We start from the raw sequence: 15,657 nt of genomic DNA on the forward strand, positions 1-15,657 counted from the left end.
GCAACAGCTCCCACGACGTGGTGAACGAGCCGCCAAACCCGTCCTACGCACCGCCCCCGTATCTGCTTTTTGCCCAGAACCACATATACGCGCAGTCGGGCAGTGGCAACCTGCTCGTCTGGGATACCTCGAACTGGACCTCCGCGCTTTATGGCTCGGACGGGCTCAACCCCCAAGGATTCGCCGCCTACGGCGACCTTGTCTACTTCAACGGCAGCTGGCTGCCCGGTTTGGAGGGGCCGGTCCAAGACCTGTTCTCGACCAACGGTGCTGAACTGAGTCAGATCACCAATACGGGGCTCAACCCGTGCTCGCTCGCCGTCGCCTTCGGCAAGCTGTTCTTCTCCGGCTACAACGGCTCCAACAATGTGCTGTACGCCTACGACGGGAGCACAGTCGAGCAGGTGGGCGTCGATGTCGTCAACCCGCAATACCTGACGGTCTCGGTCGCCGGACCGGAGTTTGCGACCGAATTTCCGCCACCCACCCACCTGGTGCCGGGACCCAGGCTGTTCATGAGCGGGCAGGATTTCGACGGGGGCCCGACATGGCTCTACCGGTATGACGGCTCGACGCTGACCAAGATCGCCCCAACAACTGCCGACCACTCCGATGGACTGCAGCCGTACAACCTGGCCGGCCTCGTCTGGATTGGCGAAACCGAGATCGGAGCAACCGAGGCGGCGCCCTGGCAGAGCGCCCTGTTCTTCTCGGGGGTTAACGCCAACACCAAGACCGGCCTGTGGATGTTTGACGGAACCACCGCCCGAGAGATCACCACTCCGGCACCGTCCGGCGGCGACCACAACAGCAGCGTGTACCCGTTCAATATCACCGGATTCGAGGGCAAGGGCACGCTCTATTTCACGGCCTACGACATCTACATTGGTTCGAGTCCCTCGCAGCGTGGCCTGTTCATGTACGACCCGGTGGAAAACCACGTCAGCGAGATCATCAAGAGCTCGACAGCGAAGCTCGACCCCCAATTCAATACCGATTGGGAGAATCCGCCCTTCTTTAACCAGACCACGATGACCGTCTTCAACAACGATCTCTACTTCAGCGCCAAGGCGGGGTCCGGCGCGGAAAGCGTGCCCAACCTGTGGCGGGCCAACCTCAACTCCCAAGGTGACGCGGCCAACCCCGGTCACGTGTATGTCGAGGGCGATCCCGGGCTTCAGCCATTCTCGCTGACGACCGCCGATTTGTGAGCCGCCGCGACGAGGAGCAAAGCCCCGGCGGCGGTCCTGTGGATAACTGAGCGGGCGTCCGCCCGGTGCGTGACACAGTTGCACCCTGTGTCATCCGCTGTCCGATCCGAATACGCACTCAACCCGGCGATGCCGGTGCTGCTGCGGCCCGATAACGCCGTCCAGGTGGGCTGGGATCCGCGGCGCGCCGTGCTGGTGCGCCCGCCGCGCGGCCTGTCCGCTCCGGAATTGGCGGCGTTGCTGCGGTCCATGCGGTCGCCGACGTCGATCTCCGAGCTGCGGCGGCGGGCCGCGGACCACGGCCTCGACGACGCCGACGGGCTGACCGGCCTGGTGGCCCGGCTGGTCGACGCCGGGGTCGCGACCGGCTGCGAGCGGTCCCGCGGCCGGGCGGCGTCCATCAGGATTCACGGCCGGGGGCCGCTGTCGGAGCTGCTCGCCGACGCGCTGCGCCGCTCGGGGGCGCGGGTGGCCCAGAGCAGCCAGCCGCACGCCGCGGTGTCGGCGGCCGTCGACCTCGTCGTGCTGTCGGACTACCTGGTCGCCGACCCGCGCATGGTGCGCGACCTGCACCGCCACCGCGTCGCGCACCTTCCGGTGCGCGTGCGCGACGGCACCGGGCTGGTGGGTCCGCTCGTGATCCCCGGCGTGACGAGCTGCCTGGTTAATCACTAAGGGAAATTACTCGGGTGCCTCATCGGGAACCTCTATGGGGTCTAGGCCTTCCGGGTCAACGACGTACTCGTTCTCAGTAGGACGAAGGATATGAAAACGCGCCAGCAGGTGGTTAGCGCTGACAGTGGCTGTCCACAATTTGCCCGGCTTCCAGTCGGGCACGTCGTACTGACGATGCTGAAACCGCACAGCCGACTCACGGTCGGCGGTCCACGACATTCCGGTTTTCCTGACACCTCCGCGCCACAGCTTGATCTTGAGGGTCGGCGGCGGGGGAGGCCAACTCGGCGGCCAACTCTCGCGAGTATCTTCGATATAGCCGACAGCCCGGAACATTGTCAGCCACTGCTCGGTCGGCAGAATTGTCTCCGGTGAATCCGACCCGGTCCACGCCGAGGCGACCGCGATGGGGCGCTGGTTGTCCGGAAGCATGTCCCACAGCCGGGACAGCAGCAAGGGCTCTTCGTTGGATACCCCGAAGCCCAGTTCGTGGACCAGCGACGTATAGTGCGTGTCTCCGTCGGCCTGCATTCGCTTGACCGCATCCTCGATACGCGCATCCACATTGCGCTGCCCGTCGCTGCTCATGCCTGCGCTCTGGGCACGGCGAGCGCGCTCGACTCGATCAACGCGGGGTCATTCGCCACGACGTGCCCTTTGTGAGCACGCCTCGCAGACGCCGCGGTCGCGGCTGATCGGTGCCCAAAGCGGTTGCTGGCAGGTCGAGCAGCTCACCTCCGATTCCGACCGCATGAGGACTGGGCTAGGCGGGGGCGGCGCTGACGCCGGCGGTAGCGGTGGCGGGTTTCGGACGGCCGAGCGGTCAGTCGGGTGCACGGCGCATTCGCGGGTGACGGCTTGCACGATTTCCCGCTCCCGTGGTGTCGAGCCTTCCGGTGTCCACAGCGACGCGCCAGGCCCAGCGCAAGAGTCGATGACCTCGATGGCCTCCTTGTAGGCGAGGCTGACTTGGCCTTTGGTGCCTGTCGCGACGGCGACGATCTCACCGGCCGGCATCAGGACGGCCAATTCGTCGAGCAGCACCGCGGTCGGCTCCCGGCGATACCACCAGCCCGAGGCTCGGCTGCGGTCCCGTTCGCGAACCAATTGGCCGATGATCACGCGGGCGCTGTTGGCCGGCGGCATGACGTCCCAGCCTCGCACGGTTAGCCGGGCCGTGGGGACGTGATCGGCCCAGTCAGGGTCGCGCTCGGTGTCGCTGACCCATGCCGTGGGCCAGCCCGCCTGAAATGACTTCACCGCGCGGATTTTGGCCCGGGCTCGTGACAGCTGGGAGCGCTGGACTTCAAACCCGACATCGTGCAACCCGGTAACCGCGACGTCGAGGCGGGTACCGTTCCCGGTGGACTTCTCCAGCACGGCGGGCAGGCCGGCCTCGGCGGCGGCCCGGCGTGTGTATTCCGCTTGCCGGCGGTGCTCGTCGGACATGGTGGTTATGCGGTGACCGTGCCCGTCAAGGTTGCCGCCCGGGTAATGCCGCGCGTAGAAGCGGCCAGTGTGGTGTCGGTAGACGTACATCGGCTCACCGTTGCCCAGGCAAGTGAGCACGGGGGCCGCCGGTGGCGGGTCGATCTGCCCGTGCTGGCTGACGATCTCGTTGTAAAGCCCCGCGGGCAGTTCAGCGAGGTCAATGTCGATACCGCGTGGATGGTAGCGGACGAGGGTGGTCATGCAGTCGCGTCGTTTCGGTCGGGCTTGTCGTGTTCGGAGCCGTCAATGACAGGTTGGCATCGTTCGGCAACCGTGACGTCACCCAGGGTAATCCCGCCACGCACGCGCGTCGGTGACCCTCGCGGAGGCGACGTCGCTGGGGGTCGGTGGTGCCGGCGTGAATAGCGATCCAGGAGCTAGCTGCATAAACTGCTACGGCATGGGGCAAGATGCATTGCAGGTCGTCCCCGCCGAGCTCGAAGCTACGGCCAGCCAATGGGAAGCGTTGACCGCCCAACTCGCAGGGGCGCCGCCGTCGCCGGGGCAGCCATTCCAGGCCACCACGGCGGCCGTGAACGGCGTCAACGCGGCGACCAGCTTGGCCGCTGCTGCCTTCGCGGCACGGACCCAAGCAACCGTCGGTGGGATGATCACGGCGGCCGGGAGATACACCAGCCACGAGGCCGCCTCCGCTGCCGCGATGTCCAACCTGACACAGGTGACGGTGGTCTAGATGGCCGCCACCCTCTCGCAGATCCGGGCATGGAGCACCGAGCACCTCGTCGACGCCGCCGCCTACTGGACGCAAACCGCCGACCGATGGGAAGACGCATTCCTGACGATGCGCAATCAGTCCCATGCACTCACCTGGCACGGCGTCGGCGGCGACGCCCTGCGGCGACGCACCGGGGCCGATCTATCGGTCGTGAGCGGCAAGGCCGACCAGCTACGGCAGGCCGCAGGGATAGCCCGCAACGGGGCGGGCGAAATCGGCGCGGCCCAACGGCGCGTCCTCTACGGGGTCGAGGACGCGGAGAGTGCCGGATTCTCGGTCGGAGAGGACCTGTCGGTTACCGACAGCCGCAGCACCAGCCCGGCGGAACGCGCCACGCGCGAAGCCCAGGCCCAAGCGTTCGCGGCCGACATCCGGTTGCGCGCCGAGCAACTCGACGGGGCCGACGCCAAGGTCGCCGGTCAGCTCACGGCGGCCGCAGGCGATGTCGGCAACGGCGGCTTCGCGCAGAACCCCGATCCCGTCGCGCAGCCTCCGGCCACCGGCCGCAACGGGGCCCAATCACAGGCCAGCACCAACGGGGGCCAATCAGCAGCTCCCGGTAGCCGCAACGGGGTCCAATTGGTCGACTTCACTCAAGGCAACGCCGCTGGGACCAACCCACCGCCATTCGCGCCGTGGGATACCCCCAACGGGACACCGCCCCCACCGGAGCCGTCCTTCATTCCCCAGTACGAACAGGCCATCACTGCGCCCCCAGCGGCCCCGCCGCCGGGTGCGCCGATGCCCTCATCGCCAGTACCGGCTGCCGGTCCGGCCGCCGCGGCGGCCGCCAAACCGCCATGCAGCCCGTACGACGCGACGAAGGCCCTCCTCGAACCCATGGGCGGCATGGTTGCGATGTTGACCGCGGGCCCCGAGGGCGCGACGGGCGTTGGGATCCCCGCCGCGATCGGTCAAATCGCCCTCGGTACGGCGGCGGTCGCCGACGGCCTGGAGGCCGCCGACAAATGCCTACCTTGATGCCGCCAACGGGACACAATGGATGCCGCCTGGCACGACCCCAGACACTCCGATGGCTGGGAGGACGCGCGTGAAGAGGAACCACCTGTACGGCCTCGCGTTCTACACGGCGATGGCTCTCCTGTTTCTCGCCCTGTTCGTGCTGAATGTTTGCACCCACGGCACGGCGCTGGGCCTAGTCGGTACCGGAGGCCTCGCCGTGTTGATGGGTTACTTCGCCTACCGCGCCTGGTTCGCCAAGCGTCGCATTAACCGATAAGCCCCCACCGGGCGTTGCCCAACCGGTTCCGGCGTTCGTCCTGGCAACGGCCATTCCCGCGCACCACCAATCGCTCGCGCTCCTCGGCAGATGGGCTTCTCCGCTGGCGTGGCCAGTTGTTCTACGGTTTGCGCGTTCGCACGGCCGCGACCATCGGCTCCGAAACGCGCTGAGCGGCGGTCCTGCGCAGAAGGGCGGGTGTCCGCCTCCGCACATGGGCGTAATCGGCGACGGCTGAATGCCGGGCTGATCGGATAAGTCCCTGTGGGAGCCGTGAGCCGCGTCATAAATTTCCGAACAAACACGATTCAAGTGCAACTGCGAGCCTCCGGGCGGCATTTCGGCGCCCGGAAATGGGCTAATTGGGTGGGTGAGGTCCGCGTTTGTGTGTGTGACGTGGGCTTTGCGCCCGGGAGGCGCGCTCGGTCACCAAACTTTTTTCAAATATCCGGCCAGCAAGTACCACGACTCTGATACCAGCCCAGTGGTATTAAGCAAATCCGGCGCACTGCACGCCTGTCGGCTGCGCCCTGCTCATGAGCCAACTATTGGCCCGCGGGGTGCTTCTCGTCGAGGTTGCGAGAAACCCATAGGCAACTTAGGCACACCCGTGCGGTCAGCGAGCGCACCGGCGACGCGTGGTGGGTGACGACCGCGGTCACGTGCGATTCCTCGCGTCCCTCACGTGGGCCGGTCGCGATCCACTCGTGTCGGGCCTGCTGCCGTTCGGCGAACACGCCCATGCACATCTCGGACGTCTTCCACTTCCCGTACCAGTGCGCCACCGATCCGGGGTTAGCGGATTGGGGGTACAGCACGCGCCAATACTCCCGGTAGGGCTCGTCGTCCATCGCGATTCTCCCGTCTTGACCAGCGGCAGCATTAGCCGCAAGCCCCGGCCTTCTCCGAAGGGCACCGTTCCGGGTGGCGCGGTTGCCGTCCGCCCACGTCGGAGGCGTGTGGGCGAATCTCTTGGCCGTAATCAACGATACCGAGCAGGGCCCAAAGACCGGCCGCGCTGACCCGGGTCACGGTGCGTGAAGCTGAGGTCTGACCGGCACCCGCCGGTCCGGGAGACGCGACGCTGGCCGGGCCGGACTACGACGTGCCGTCCATGAGCCGCCCCGCGGACACCTGCAGCACCTCGGCGATGTCGAATAGCCGCTCGTAAAGCAAGCCTCGTCGGCCAAGTTCGACGTCGATCAATACGTTGCGTGTGACGCCTGACCGGAGGGCGAGGGCCTCTTGGGTGAGGCCCCGCTCGGTGCGGAGCATCCGGATACGCTCTCCGACTTCACGGCGGCGGAGTTCCCAGGCGGCGACCCGTTCGGGATCGTTCTGACTGGGTCGCGTGGGCACGCGTCCCAGTAGTCGGCCAAATCAGCTGACTGTCTGCCCTACTAGTAGTACTCTGAGCATGCGCAGCACCGAGGAGGGCAAAGCACCAAAGGGAATAACCATGAGATGCAAAACCCGCGTGCGCGCTGCTGTCGCTGCCCTGGTTCTGGCACTGGCAGTCCTGGGAAGCGGTCATGCCCGGGCCGACCCTAAGTCGTTCTGTTCCGATGGCCAAACGGATTGCCGCCGCGACGTGCCCGGGTACCTCTCCATGCTGGCTAGCGCCGGTGTTCACGGCAACAGCGACCAGACGCTCGTGATAGTCGGGGATCGCGTCTGCGGCGATCTCGAGCGCGGGACACCCTCTGCGGTGGTAGCAGCCGGGCTGCGGCAGACGAACCCCTCTATGACTCTCCTGGCTGGCAATGCTGCGGTGGATGCGGCATTAGTGGATCTGTGTCCGCAGCTGATGCGCACTGACAACCGCGAACCAGTCCTTCTCCCTTTGCAGCAGCGACGATGACTGGACGACGGAGGTACTTTGTGGGCAGTCGGGGCGGAAGGCACCACGCAATTTGCTCGAGCGCGCATAAAGGTGCCTTGCCTGGGGGTTTGGCTACGGGTTCTTCGGCCCGCCGACTCAGTGGACTATTGCTCGGTCTGTTTACGGCTTCGCCCTTAATGTTCGCCGCCCCAGCGGATGCCGACCGTCTCGATCCATTTCCATGGACGCCCTATGACCGGCAGTTCGTGGCGAACGTCGATGCCTACACGACCACTCACGTGCATCGGATTTATGATCCTTCCGAGGCGGATGATAGTAGCCCACATGGATACCTCCGCACGCCTGTGACGAATTATAAATTGGGTAGTCCCGTGAGCCTGGCACGCGATACATGCAAAATAATCAATGGACCCATCACGAAGGAATTCGACGACCAACATTGGTTCACCATGCCCGCGTGGGATAACGGGGTCCCAGAGGGAGCGTGGGTCACCAAGCAGGCGATCGCCTGGTATTGCCCGCAATATTCCTCCCTCGAGTACTGGTGATCGGTCGCTGTCGGTCTTTGCACCCCGACCAAGTGCGGCGGCGCAACCCGCCTACACCTGGCCGTACCAAATGGGGTGCTACCCGCCGGAGCCACCACCGCCGCCCAACGGACACTTCCCGCCGTGCAACAGTGTCGACCCTCGATTTGCCCAGGGTTGTGGAACTGAGCCCCGGCAGATGAGCGGCCAATCCGTGAGGGCTATCGGGGCGGTACTTGCTGCGGCTGCCTTTGTTTCATCGCCGTTGTACGCGTCGGGTTGGGCCCACGCCGATGCCGCGCAGGCGGGTTACGTCAACCAGCTGCTGGCCCACGGCATCCCAGGCACGAGCGACCAGCTGCTCAACAACGGCTACGTGATGTGCCAGGCACTGGACGCCAACCGCCAACCGTCGTGGGCCGACGTCGCAGCCAATTCGACAGGCCCCGCGGGGTTACCCTTCGTCGAGACCGCCTACGAAGTCGGCGCCGCGATCCGGTGGCTGTGCCCGTCACAGGGCTGGCAGGTTCAAGAACTGGCCCGGGCCGTCCAGGCACCCGAAGTTCGCGCAGTGCGAGCCGGGTACGCGGGGGGCTAGGCGCGAGATGTTGCGCACGTTCGGACTGGCTGCGGCCTCGACCGCTATGGTCGCCGTCATCGCGGCCTGCCACCAGGCGCCGTCGCCGGACCAGGGGTTCCTCAACGCCGTGCACGCCGCGGGGATGCACGCCGACGACGGTGACCAGAAACTGCTGGGACTAGGACACGAGGTTTGCCACCGGCTTGACGTCGGCGAGACCGTGCAGCAGGTCACCGACCAGGTGTGGGCGGGGATGCCGCACAGGCCGCTGGCAGACCAAAGATTGCCATCGGAATACCAGGCCGACGCGCAACAGCACAAAACCGCCTCGGAGTTCGTGGACGATGCGCTGAATTACCTTTGCCCCGAGCAGGCCAGTCACTACCACGGGAGGTAATTTCCAGGACCTGGCCCAGGCGGTCCAGGGGAACCGTCTTCCTGGTCCTAGGCGGCTGGCGTCGGACTGCTAATCAGCTCCGTGGTGCTTTACCACGCCAACCAGACACCCCGGACTACAACGAAATCCGCTCCCCTACCGCCGCCCCCGGCGCAGTGAGGCGTGGCTGGTACCCCGATCCTGCGGGCACGGGAAAAGAGCGGTATTGGAACGGCAATGCGTGGAGTGATCTGCCGCCACGGTGATTTTGCGGCAGCCGGGACATGAACGACTCGACGGTCGGCCTCAAAAAGCACACCGCATCTGCTTTGCTTGTCCGATGGCGCTTCCGCTGGCTTTGGAACCCCACGTTGCGCCTGTCGAAAAGGCACTCGAGGGCGTGATCGGCGCCGTCCGTGCCGCACGTTTCGACAGGCGCACTGACGAGCGAGATCCCGATAGCGGTTTGAGCGTTGAGCAAGCCCGCGAGAGTATTGACGATGCGATGCGGAACTGGGCCGCTGTCCACGAGGATTTCGTCGCCGCACTTGACGCGACATTAAACGACCAGCCCGCCTTCAAGTCGGAGATCAAATTAGCCCTAGGGGCGCTGTCGGTACTGGACGCCGGGGTTTCGACCGAGATTGCGCTCGCGCAGCCACTCGAAACACTCGACGGGAACCGCAAACTCGCCAGCATCCCCGACTGGCCGACGGAATCGCACGCTGTGCTTGAGGCGACCGCTTTCGGGCCCCCAGGAGCTCCAGACGAGGGCCTGGTAAGCCTGCTTCAGGTCGGCACCGACGACGACCCAGCCCCCGAACCCCCCGGGCAACTCTATGGCGACGCTGTAGGCCACGCGGTCCGCGTCATTCGACGCCAGACGGCGGAATCGATCACCAGTGTGTTTGTCGGGCTAACCGCCGTCCCGTTCATGGACGCCATCCCACTTCCGGCCAATAAGGAACTCGTGGACGTTTTGCGCGATCTCTTGGAGGAGCCGGGCTCCTGGGCAGTGGAGTTAGCGATCAAGGAACTGCCACGAGGTATTTCTAAGTGGTGCCAGTGGGCGCTCGGGAAGGCCACCCAATTGCTGAAAAAGGTTCTTGGCGAGCAGCGCTTCGAAGCCCTCGATAAGTTGCTAGTCAAGGGCGCTACTACTAAAACCACGGACTTTATTTCCCAAACGCTGATCTGGGTCTACGATACGGGCGACGTCATCGAACGCGGCGAAGCGGCATTCGAGCCCCCAGGCCAGCCCCTGAAGAAATCAGAGCACAACAAACGAGGCGCACGGCTCGGAAAGCTTGAGAAGTCCAACAAAAAGTGGTTAGGGCCGATAAAGCTTTTGTCACCGGGAGTCGGACATTTGTGGTACGTGCCCATTCCGCTTCCGGTTCCTCCAAATGCCCTTCCTGCCGCCCCCGCCGCGGCAGCGGTGTTGCTCGCGTGGGCATTACTTTTATCTGGGGACCAACTCGACACCCGCTACCCCTACCCCAATGTCTGGAAGGGTGTGGTGCGGCGCGCACAAGGCGAGTGAGCACGGCGGCGACGGCGATCAACTGCAGCCGCACTTGCTGCGGCTGTCCTTGGTTTGCCGCTGTTGTACGCGTCGGGCAGCGCCCGTGCCGATGCCGCCCAGGCAACGCACTGGACCCAACCGCCAACCGTCGTGGGCCGACGTCGCCCGCAATTCGGTGGGCCTTCCGGGCCGCCCTTCGTCGAGACCGCCTACGAGGTCGGCGCCGCGATCCGGTAGGCAATGTCGACCAGCTGCTGGCCCACGCGATCCCCCAGGGATGACCGACCAGCTGAACGGCTAGGCGATGTGCCAACACCCAGGCTCCGGCGACAGTCACGATTTCGGTCGACGCCGCAACACTCACGGGCACGAGTACCACGTCGACCACGGTCGGGGTGTGCGGCTACCCGCCGCGGACGTACGGCCCCGACACGTTCACCCTCACCAAGGTGTCGTAATGCCGTTCCGTGCAGGGGATGACCGATGACCGCTCTCAAGATCGTGTTGCCGCTCGGCATCGTCGCGATCATCGCGGGCCTCGTCATCGGCAACACCAACATCTCGCTCGCCTCAGCGCAGGGCATCTCGTGCGGCTCCGCGTTCGGCGGGGGCTCGGGCACGCTCGACCCGTATGTGGAGACGGCGTGCGCGCCCCTACTCTCCGAGCACCAGCTGTGGGCGACGGTCTTCATCGTCCTGGGCGTCGGACTACTCATTAGCTCCGTGGTCCTTTACCGGGCCAACCCGCCCGCGGCGGCGCCCACGAAGATCCTTCCGCCGCCTTCAGGAGCCACAAAGCGTGGCTGGTACCCCGACCCGGCGGGCACGGGCGAAGAGCGTTACTGGAACGGCAAGGGGTGGAGCGACTTACCGCCTCGGTGATTGAGTTGGGCAGGCGGGGGCCACCAGTCGGACACGTCCAAATCGGCGAAACGGGAACGGCTCAGATTCCACCGTCTGTCGGGGGCGAGCAGTAGTCTCTTCGCTGAGTTGGTCCGTGGCTAAGGAGAGCCGCGACTCGGTGGGTGAGGGGGTCACAGCGTGGCTGAGACGAAGGTCGTTTTTATTGCGTTCGCAATCGAAGATGAGCGGCAACGTGATTTCCTCAAGGGCCAAACGCTGCATCCGCGTGCTCCGTACGAGTTCGTCGACATGTCGGTAAAGGAACCGTACGACTCCGGATGGAAAGACAAGGTTCGCACCCGTATCCGTCGCTCGGCCGGGGTGATAGTGCTGGTGAGCAAGAACTCGCTGACCTCGGACGGCCAGGAGTGGGAGATCGAGTGCGCCAAGGAGGAGGACAAACCGATCCGCGGCATCTGGGCTTACAAGGACGATCGCACCGTGCTGCCGGGCGTAAACACGGTGGTATGGAGTGACGCCAATATCGCTGGCTTCATCGACTCGCTGTAGCCAGCATGCGCAAGGCATTGATCGTCGGCATTGACTACTACGTCTCCATCAAGCCGCTAAGCGGAGCGGTGAACGACGCGTACAGCGTCAAGGCCGTACTAGAGCGCAACGCCGACGGCACCCTGAACTTCGCCACCCCGCGACTGATGACCGGCACCGGGCCAGCAGCTCCAGTCACCCGTACGCAGCTCCGTGAGGCAGTGGAAGAGCTGTTCAACGACGACGCAGATATCGCGTTGTTCTACTTCGCCGGACACGGCTACATCGATGACACTGGCGGATTCCTGTGCGCGAGCGACTGCGAGTCCGGACACGATGGCCTTGCCCTAGCCGAAGTAATGGCCATGGCCAATCAATCCAAGGCGAAGAACAAGGTCATCATTCTCGACAGCTGTCACGGCGGTGTTGCGGGAACCAGCGCGGTGGCGAAGCAGGTCGCAGAAATTACCGACGGGGTCACGATCCTTACAGCCTCGACCGCCGACCAGTACGCGATGGAGACCGGCGGCGGCTCCGGGGTATTCACAAGCTTGCTCGTGGACGCCCTGAGCGGCGCGGCCGCCAACCTCGTCGGTGCGATCACGCCCGGAAGTGTCTATGCGCATATCGATCAGTCACTGGGTAACTGGGCACAGCGGCCGGTGTTCAAGACAAACGTAAAGAAATTCGTCTCGTTGCGCGAGACTGAGGCACCGATAGCGTTGGCTGATCTGCGAAAACTCACCAGCTTGTTTGAGGACCCTACGACGCAACTACTCCTCGACCCAAGCTACGAGCCGGAACGGTCGGGAGGGGAGGACCCGTCGGTGCCACCCCCAGATCCTGCGAAGACCAAGGATTTCGCGGTGCTACAGAACCTCGCCAAGGTCAACCTAGTTCGACCCGTAACCGCCCAGCACATGTGGCATGCAGCGATGGGGTCAACGGCGTGCGAACTGACAGTACTTGGCCAGCATTACTGGAAGCTCGTAAAGCAGAATCTGATCTAATGCAGAGCGACAACCACATCCGCAAAGTCCTCGAAAGCGATGAGCTGATGAGCCGCTTGGCAGCAGTGGAGCACGAGCGGTGGGCACACTGGCAGCAATACGTCCATGATCACGGCGAGCGGCGAGACGATGGCTCACTCGTGGTTCCCGCCGAATTGGTCGCTCGTTGGGACGCACAAATTGCCACCTCCTACTCGGACTTGTCCAAAGAGGAGCAACAGAGCGATCAAGATCAGGTACGCCGCTACCTCCCAATCATCGTCGATGCGCTCACCCGCGAAGGCTGACACTTCAGTGCGCCAACGGGCAACGAGCACGGCATTCAGGGAACCGACCGGTAATGCGAATAAGCGAGGGTACCCACGGACACCGATCAACGCCCGACCTAGGGTTTCGTAATAGACCGGTTCCGGAACGGGGTGGGGTCGCCGCTCGACCGGTTCTGTTTCCCCACGACCGGCCGTGCCGTAAGTACGTGCCGAAAGTGCACTGTTCGGAAATACGGCAGCGACTATTTTCGGTTCACTGAACCGTGAGCCTAAGTTCCGCGACCCAGACAACTTCCACCGTGATCGGCTACGCGCGTGTGTCGACCATTTCGCAGACCCTGGAGCAGCAGACCGAGGCGCTGTCCGCCGCGGGGGCGGGAAAGGTCTTCCGCGACGTCATGTCCGGTGCACGGGACGACCGCCCCGGCTTCGCCGAGTGCCTGCAATACCTACGGGAAGGCGACACCCTCATCGTCTGGCGGCTGGACCGGCTGGGCCGCAACATGCGCAGCATCGTCAACACACTCCACGAGCTGACCGAGCGCGGGGTGACGGTGCGGTCGCTGCACGACGGCGTCGACACCTCGACGAGCACCGGGCGCATGGTCGCCGGAATCCTGATGTCGATCGCCGAGTACGAGCGCGAGCTGGTGCGCGAACGGACCGCCCTCAAGCTGGAGCATGCCCGCAAGTCGGGACGCAAGTTCGGTCGGCCCGCCAAACTGAACCCCGAGCAGGCGGCGCTTGCCGGGCGGATGAAATCCAACGGCGAGACCGCGGCGACCATTTGCAGCGCGCTCGGGATTGGCCGGACGACGCTGTATCGCTACTTGGCCCACGACGAAGAGCAATGAGAACTTGCGTCGAAGTCAGCGTTCGGGCGGGCGTCTCCCGCGCCAGCGTGTACCGCGACCTCGTCAGCGACGAGCAGCCCCCCTCCGCCTCACCTCACTATCTGGTCAAATCGAGTGCCAACCAAAGAGGGCGTGGTAGAAGAGGGCGCGCTCCGGCGCTGGCGGTGTCGTCTCCCCCGGAAGGGCCTGTACGCATCCCAGCAGCGAGCTGGGATTGGTGGCCGACTTGGGTTTGTTGCGAAGGATCAGCTCCGTCAAGGCCTCGATGAGGCGTAGACCGGCACTCATCAACGTGAACCCTGCCGTTGCGAGGTCGGCGACCATGGCCGAAGTGCCGAAAGCCTCGGAGGCGTCGGCTCGCCAGACTCCGAGAGCGTCGAAGTGCTCTTGCTCCATGCCGTTGTTTGCCCCGGGCGCGAGTTCGGGCATGGCGTCGAGGTTGAGCGCGATGCTCGTCGAGTTCCCGTATTGCCGCCCAGGGTGTTGGTCGACGGGAAGGATGCCGTCGTGGATGTGGTTGCGGAGCACTTTGCAGACGCCCGCGTATGCGTGAAGTCGAGTGACGTCCTCGAGCGCCGTCGCGTCGTACTGCTTGGCCAGGTGGTCGTTGACGTAGCCGCGCCCGTCGAGCGAGAAGCGAAACTTGGAAGGGTCGCGGGTGGGGTCGATGAGTAGCGGGAAGCGCCGTCCATAGATGTCGAAAGCGGCGGCGAGGTAGAGCAACTCGCGGTCGAACGCCTCGGCGGCGACCTCGATCACGTCGGCGCGATGCTTGCCGTCGAGCTGATTGGAAAGTGCGGCCAGCATTTCGTCGAGGGCACGGGCTGCGCGGGCCAGCCGAGTTCTGATCGACTTGAGCGCGCTGACGGTTTCCAGATCCCCTTGGCGAGCAGCGATGTGCGGGAAGACGTCGAAGTACGCCATCGAGGAGACGACACCCCAGTCGTAGAAGTTCGCGAGCGTCGCAGTCGACTCGGTCCTCTCCCATGTGCCGCCACCGACCAACCGGCCCCGCTGGATCTCAACCTTTGGATTGTGTGTCATCCGGAGGTAGTGCCCGATCAGCGCCACCGCCTCGTCCGGAGTGACGCTGGCGACCACGTCGTTGTCGGCGACGTCGCTTCGGCCTGCTGTGGGAGCGTGAGTCACGATAGCGTCGATACCCAGTTCGGCGGCAGCAGCGGCGTAGGCGGCGGCGTGGTGGCGCTGCTCGATGGGAATCGGCTCGGCATTGGCGGGGGCGGTCTGAGCGTCGAGATGCTGGAAGACGTCGAAGAAGTGCGCCCGGGTGCGCGACATCTCCCGTTCAGTCTCGGTGGTGATCCAGAAGTAACGGGTGTCCAGTTCTCTGCCCGCGTCCTCGACCGACGTGAAGCCAATCTGACGGACCAGCGGCTCGGGCAGCACGTCCATCCAGGCGGCGGGGACGTCTTCCCCCGCGGGTATAAGAAGCTGCACGTCAACCTCGTCGCGTCCGAAGAATCGTGGCAGGTACCCATCTGGCGGAGCTGGAACCGTCGTAGTGTCGATGCCGAGCCGGAGTGGTCGTGTCGCTGGCCGCAGCGGGAACAGTGGCGGAAGGTTTCCGGTATCCCTGATTGGTGCTTTAACGAACCGCATGAACCGGCTGTTTGGCTGTCCGTCGGGGATCGTGATCGTCATGGCCTGATCGTCGCATCGGCGTCCGACATGAGTTGCTTTCCGCAGCCTGATCACGGTGGCTTCTCCGACGATGTTGGTAGCACGAGACGACCGACCCGGCGACACTTCTCGACTATGTCCGCGAGCGCGACACCACCGTGATGTCGAAACTCGACCGTCTCGGGCGCAACGCGATGCACATCGTGGGGACGGTCACGGCTCCGACGGCGCGGGACGTCACTCTCGTCTTCGTCACCGATCCATAGAATCGTCGACTCCCGCAAGCG

At 64.7% G+C, this 15,657-nt stretch carries 19 protein-coding genes, 2 pseudogenes and 1 riboswitch; of the genes and pseudogenes, 16 read left to right on the forward strand and 5 right to left on the reverse strand.

Annotation, left to right across the window (positions count from 1 at the left end; translation table 11 throughout):
• Positions 1 to 17 precede the first annotated feature (17 nt).
• Both G6N48_RS13415 and G6N48_RS13420 read left to right on the forward strand, forming a co-directional pair.
• The gene (locus tag G6N48_RS13415; RefSeq protein WP_139825627.1) at positions 18 to 1,211 is read left to right on the forward strand and encodes a hypothetical protein; all 1,194 of its coding nucleotides are present in this window, start codon (positions 18 to 20) and stop codon (positions 1,209 to 1,211) included.
• Positions 1,212 to 1,340: 129 nt separating this feature from the next.
• Positions 1,341 to 1,874, forward strand: a pseudogene (locus tag G6N48_RS13420) (cyclodehydratase); the annotation flags it as partial.
• An 18-nt stretch (positions 1,875 to 1,892) separates the two neighbouring features.
• Here G6N48_RS13420 and G6N48_RS13425 read toward each other — a convergent pair.
• On the reverse strand, positions 1,893 to 2,474 hold the full coding sequence (locus tag G6N48_RS13425) for a hypothetical protein (RefSeq protein WP_085267727.1): 582 nt from the start codon (positions 2,472 to 2,474) through the stop codon (positions 1,893 to 1,895).
• A gap of 48 nt (positions 2,475 to 2,522) precedes the next feature.
• Positions 2,523 to 3,578 (reverse strand): hypothetical protein, encoded by a 1,056-nt coding sequence (locus G6N48_RS13430; RefSeq protein WP_085267726.1) that lies wholly within the window; start codon positions 3,576 to 3,578, stop codon positions 2,523 to 2,525.
• Positions 3,579 to 3,777: 199 nt separating this feature from the next.
• Between G6N48_RS13430 and G6N48_RS13435 the strand changes: the two genes are divergently transcribed.
• From G6N48_RS13435 to G6N48_RS13445, 3 genes are all read left to right on the forward strand, one after another.
• Positions 3,778 to 4,071, forward strand: coding sequence for a hypothetical protein (locus G6N48_RS13435; RefSeq protein ID WP_085267725.1), 294 nt, complete (start codon positions 3,778 to 3,780; stop codon positions 4,069 to 4,071).
• Entirely contained in the window at positions 4,072 to 5,094 is a 1,023-nt protein-coding gene (locus G6N48_RS13440) for a hypothetical protein (RefSeq protein ID WP_085267724.1), read from the forward strand.
• Between the two features lie 70 nt (positions 5,095 to 5,164).
• Entirely contained in the window at positions 5,165 to 5,353 is a 189-nt protein-coding gene (locus G6N48_RS13445) for a hypothetical protein (RefSeq protein WP_085267723.1), read from the forward strand.
• A 545-nt stretch (positions 5,354 to 5,898) separates the two neighbouring features.
• On the opposite strand, the gene G6N48_RS13450 is transcribed toward G6N48_RS13445, so the two are convergent.
• Together G6N48_RS13450 and G6N48_RS13455 are read right to left on the reverse strand one after the other, a co-directional pair.
• On the reverse strand, positions 5,899 to 6,204 hold the full coding sequence (locus G6N48_RS13450; protein ID WP_085267722.1) for a hypothetical protein: 306 nt from the start codon (positions 6,202 to 6,204) through the stop codon (positions 5,899 to 5,901).
• Between the two features lie 6 nt (positions 6,205 to 6,210).
• Positions 6,211 to 6,331: riboswitch (SAM riboswitch) on the reverse strand.
• Positions 6,332 to 6,451: 120 nt separating this feature from the next.
• Positions 6,452 to 6,712 carry a helix-turn-helix domain-containing protein gene (locus G6N48_RS13455; protein ID WP_085267721.1) on the reverse strand — a complete coding sequence of 87 codons (261 nt, stop codon included), beginning with the start codon at positions 6,710 to 6,712 and terminating at the stop codon, positions 6,452 to 6,454.
• A 250-nt stretch (positions 6,713 to 6,962) separates the two neighbouring features.
• On the opposite strand from G6N48_RS13455, the gene G6N48_RS28925 reads away from it, so the two are divergent.
• From G6N48_RS28925 to G6N48_RS13505, 10 genes are all read left to right on the forward strand, one after another.
• Positions 6,963 to 7,214, forward strand: a complete 252-nt coding sequence (locus G6N48_RS28925; protein WP_408632584.1) for a DUF732 domain-containing protein — start codon at positions 6,963 to 6,965, stop codon at positions 7,212 to 7,214.
• Positions 7,215 to 7,988: 774 nt separating this feature from the next.
• Positions 7,989 to 8,321 (forward strand): DUF732 domain-containing protein, encoded by a 333-nt coding sequence (locus G6N48_RS13465; RefSeq protein WP_161494171.1) that lies wholly within the window; start codon positions 7,989 to 7,991, stop codon positions 8,319 to 8,321.
• 7 nt (positions 8,322 to 8,328) lie between these two features.
• Entirely contained in the window at positions 8,329 to 8,700 is a 372-nt protein-coding gene (locus G6N48_RS13470) for a DUF732 domain-containing protein (protein WP_085267718.1), read from the forward strand.
• Between the two features lie 155 nt (positions 8,701 to 8,855).
• Positions 8,856 to 8,945, forward strand: coding sequence for a DUF2510 domain-containing protein (locus G6N48_RS28930; RefSeq protein WP_197745591.1), 90 nt, complete (start codon positions 8,856 to 8,858; stop codon positions 8,943 to 8,945).
• A gap of 74 nt (positions 8,946 to 9,019) precedes the next feature.
• A complete protein-coding gene (locus tag G6N48_RS13480; RefSeq protein ID WP_085267716.1) occupies positions 9,020 to 10,222 on the forward strand; it encodes a hypothetical protein in 1,203 nt (400 codons plus the stop codon).
• A 465-nt stretch (positions 10,223 to 10,687) separates the two neighbouring features.
• Positions 10,688 to 11,086 carry a DUF2510 domain-containing protein gene (locus G6N48_RS13485; protein WP_085267715.1) on the forward strand — a complete coding sequence of 133 codons (399 nt, stop codon included), beginning with the start codon at positions 10,688 to 10,690 and terminating at the stop codon, positions 11,084 to 11,086.
• Positions 11,087 to 11,245: 159 nt separating this feature from the next.
• On the forward strand, positions 11,246 to 11,617 hold the full coding sequence (locus tag G6N48_RS13490) for a TIR domain-containing protein (protein ID WP_085267714.1): 372 nt from the start codon (positions 11,246 to 11,248) through the stop codon (positions 11,615 to 11,617).
• Positions 11,618 to 11,622: 5 nt separating this feature from the next.
• Positions 11,623 to 12,606, forward strand: coding sequence for a caspase family protein (locus tag G6N48_RS13495; protein ID WP_085267713.1), 984 nt, complete (start codon positions 11,623 to 11,625; stop codon positions 12,604 to 12,606).
• Positions 12,606 to 12,893 carry a hypothetical protein gene (locus tag G6N48_RS13500; protein ID WP_085267712.1) on the forward strand — a complete coding sequence of 96 codons (288 nt, stop codon included), beginning with the start codon at positions 12,606 to 12,608 and terminating at the stop codon, positions 12,891 to 12,893. The genes G6N48_RS13495 and G6N48_RS13500 overlap by 1 nt, the downstream gene beginning before the upstream one ends.
• 281 nt (positions 12,894 to 13,174) lie before the next feature.
• Entirely contained in the window at positions 13,175 to 13,729 is a 555-nt protein-coding gene (locus G6N48_RS13505) for a recombinase family protein (RefSeq protein ID WP_264049911.1), read from the forward strand.
• 105 nt (positions 13,730 to 13,834) lie between these two features.
• Here G6N48_RS13505 and G6N48_RS13510 read toward each other — a convergent pair whose 3' ends face one another.
• On the reverse strand, positions 13,835 to 15,187 hold the full coding sequence (locus G6N48_RS13510; RefSeq protein WP_232066619.1) for a hypothetical protein: 1,353 nt from the start codon (positions 15,185 to 15,187) through the stop codon (positions 13,835 to 13,837).
• 317 nt (positions 15,188 to 15,504) lie between these two features.
• On the opposite strand from G6N48_RS13510, the pseudogene G6N48_RS28265 reads away from it, so the two are divergent.
• Positions 15,505 to 15,636: pseudogene (locus tag G6N48_RS28265) on the forward strand (recombinase family protein); the annotation flags it as partial.
• Positions 15,637 to 15,657 lie beyond the last annotated feature (21 nt).

The organism is Mycobacterium parmense (assembly GCF_010730575.1).
GTDB lineage: Bacteria > Actinomycetota > Actinomycetes > Mycobacteriales > Mycobacteriaceae > Mycobacterium > Mycobacterium parmense.